Origin of the sequence: Hyella patelloides LEGE 07179, from assembly GCF_900659865.1 — a bacterium.
In the GTDB taxonomy this organism is placed as follows: Bacteria; Cyanobacteriota; Cyanobacteriia; order Cyanobacteriales; family Xenococcaceae; genus Hyella; species Hyella patelloides.
Window position 1 is genome coordinate 1 of sequence record NZ_LR214334.1, and the last position, 1,114, is coordinate 1,114.

A 1,114-nucleotide genomic window follows, 5' to 3' on the forward strand; every position below is an offset into this window, starting at 1 on the left:
TCGACAGTGAAACGTTATTGCGGCGAAGATACTTGGGGGGTAGCCCCCTGGGAAAATAGTTCAGTGCCAGGTTCTCTTCTTGATTCTGCTCTCAAACTCTCTTCTGTTTGAGAGCTTTTTGCTTTTTGTGATAGCTTATGATTATGAATTTTTAACTAACGTCAGTTCGACGAAAATCTAGAGAAAAAGAAAAGCTGAGATGTAAACTCAGAATAAGCATAATACCGAGTATCTCAGCTAGTTCTATGATGGCATCAAGATTAGATATCATACTAAATCCGATTGATATAAGTCATGTACCCCACATTCATCAGCCCCACAGATGAAGTACATATGAAATCAGAATCAAAGCATAATGAAAGAAAGAAGAGAGAAGAAAATCTCCTTGAGAAGATGAAAAGGAAGTAAAATTATAGCCAAAGTGAGGGATAAGACAAAAACCATTCTCATGAAGGACTGCTTCATGAGAATGAAGAGGAGAATCAGTAACGAAATACCCTAAATAATCGAGAGTGAATAAAGATAATTTTTAGGAAGAAAAACCAGATAAATTATGGAGTAAAAGTGCTACAAGGAATCGAAATTAAAAACATTAATCATTTAGGCATAATTGCAGGAATAATTGATAGCAGAATTAAATTTAAAATTAATTCAACTCAAACTAAAATTTCATGTAATTGATGAAATACAAATTAATCAAAATCAGGATGAAATTTATCAAATAACTGGCTTAATTCAAGCCAATAATGATGTCATTAACTCTTATAAAAATCGTGCAGGCAAATTTATTATTGCCACTAATCGCCTCGAGCGCGAATCGTTTAATTGTGATGAAATGCTGCTTAAATATAAAGAGCAGCAACACGCCGAAAGAGGTTTTGTGACGCGAAGCTAATCCTTTAGGGCTTTTCTGAAAGACCCCTTATTTTTTGCCGATAGTGCATTCTTAACTCACGGTTCGCTCAATTTAAAAATGGTCGAGCAAATAAAGACGATGAAATCAAGTCACAGTAATAATTAGAGCGATTGGAGTCAATTAGGAACTAGCTGGGGAACAAGATAAATCGATTCAGGAATGTTCATCAAATTTAAAATTTGTCTTTGAAGGGAATTC

General features: G+C 34.5%; 1 protein-coding gene. It reads left to right on the forward strand.

All coding sequences use genetic code 11. From position 1 onward, the window contains the following. Window positions 1–622: 622 nt before the first annotated feature. Window positions 623–895: a hypothetical protein gene (locus H1P_RS33575; RefSeq protein WP_144875844.1), complete on the forward strand. Its 273-nt coding sequence runs from the start codon at window positions 623–625 to the stop codon at window positions 893–895. Window positions 896–1,114 lie beyond the last annotated feature (219 nt).